The sequence below is a fragment of the Ilumatobacter sp. genome (assembly GCF_049588435.1).
In the GTDB taxonomy this organism is placed as follows: domain Bacteria; phylum Actinomycetota; class Acidimicrobiia; order Acidimicrobiales; family Ilumatobacteraceae; genus Ilumatobacter_A.
Map to the genome: position 1 here is coordinate 1 of NZ_JBAVYV010000316.1, position 1,594 is coordinate 1,594.

The 1,594-nt window shown below is 68.9% G+C and carries 3 protein-coding genes; all 3 read right to left on the reverse strand.

Going from position 1 to position 1,594, the window contains the following annotated elements; translation table 11 throughout:
• A partial coding sequence (locus tag WBV89_RS12170) for an ArsA-related P-loop ATPase (RefSeq protein WP_423981617.1) occupies nucleotides 1-266 on the reverse strand: 266 nt, incomplete at its 3' end.
• Nucleotides 266-1,240 carry an ArsA family ATPase gene (locus tag WBV89_RS12175; RefSeq protein ID WP_423981618.1) on the reverse strand — a complete coding sequence of 325 codons (975 nt, stop codon included), beginning with the start codon at nucleotides 1,238-1,240 and terminating at the stop codon, nucleotides 266-268. The genes WBV89_RS12175 and WBV89_RS12170, both read right to left, overlap by 1 nt.
• A gap of 42 nt (nucleotides 1,241-1,282) precedes the next feature.
• Nucleotides 1,283-1,516, reverse strand: coding sequence for a DUF3107 domain-containing protein (locus WBV89_RS12180; RefSeq protein WP_423981619.1), 234 nt, complete (start codon nucleotides 1,514-1,516; stop codon nucleotides 1,283-1,285).
• Nucleotides 1,517-1,594 lie beyond the last annotated feature (78 nt).

Here is a 1,594-nt window from a genome sequence, read left to right on the forward strand (position 1 = left end):
TCGGGCGGGATCGGGTGGGGGGTGTTGCCGAACGCCTCGATCCCGAGCGCCGTCGCCAACCGTCGGGCCGGATCGACCGTGAGCACGAGGACCCGTCCGTGTTGACGCTGCACGGCGGCGACCCCGAGAGCCGCGGCGACGGTCGTCTTGCCGACACCGCCCGATCCGGCCACGAGGATCATCTCGCGACTCGCGAGCAGTGGGTCGAGAGTCGGTGGTGTCGGGGCGGGCGGACTCGGTTTGCGCGTCGAGGTGGGCCGGGGCATCAGCCGATCTCCTCGTCGAGCGCCTCGGCAACGAGGGTCACCACGCGATGACCGTGAGCGCGGGAGAAGAGCTCCGAGACCGTGAAGATCGGGAGCTCCTCCGACCGGCCACGAGTCGAACCGGAGCGGTCGAGGTCGCCGACCGCGCTGCGCAGACGGTCGAGGTGTTCGGCCCCGATCGCACGCCGCGATTCGATGATCGATGCCGCCTCGACGACGGCGGGAGCGCCCGGCCCGACCTCGTCGACGAGGACGTTCATCGCGCTGCGGACGCGCCGGGCGACGGGCTGTTCGGCGCGATCGAACATCGCCGGAAGCACCCGGTTCGCGATCACGGCGGCGGGGTGACTGCCGGTCTCGGCCCGCAGTCGCTCGAGCAACTCGATCGACTCGGTGACCGGCATCTCCTCGGCCGTCGTCACGACGACGACTCCGGTGCGCTTCGGGTCCTCGAGGATGTCGAGCATCCACTGGGTCTGATCGCGCACCAGTCCGACCTGGACCAGGTCGGCGATCACACGGGGCGCACCGATCTGGCTGACGACGTGACCACTGGCCTCGGCATCGACCACGACGAGGTCGTAGTTGCGTTCCTTGACCTCCCAGCAGAGCTTGCCGACGGCGAGGATCTCCTTCACTCCGGGAGCCGCGTCGGCAACGAAATCGAACGTCGATGCGAGCAGACCGAGCCGGCCGATCAAGGGGATCTTGACGAACAGCCGGAGGTACTCCCGCAGCGAGTCCTCGGTCGACATCGACATCGCGTGGAGGCCGGGAGCGACCTCGGTCGGTTCGAAGACGAGTTCGCCGACCTCGAATGCGGTCGCGAGCGCACCCTTCGCATCCATCTCGCAGACGAGAACGCGTTGGCCGCGTTCGGCCGCGACGGAGGCGAGTGCGGCGGCGGTCGTCGTCTTGCCGACGCCGCCCTTCCCCGTGACGAACACGAGGTCGAGGTCGAGCAGGTGGGTCACGGCGATGCGCGGCGCTCGGGGCTGCTCAGCGGTGGCTGAACGTCAGCCACCGAAGCCGATGCTGCGCGATCCCTCCTGTGAGCCGAGTTCGACGTACGCGATCTTGGCTGCGGGCACGAACGACTCGTTGCCCCGCTTGTCGGTGATCGCCAGCACGTCGCTGGCACCGCTGAGCGCCGCTTCGATGCGCTTCTTCAGATCCTTGCGATCCGCGTCATCGGCGAGTTCGAGGTTGATCTCGCGAGGGGCCTGCGTCACTCCGATACGTACATCCACGTCTCGCACGCTACCCGCGGGCCGACGCCGCTCGCTCGGCGTGGGCATCAACCGCGAATGCGCGTCGGTGCCCGGCAC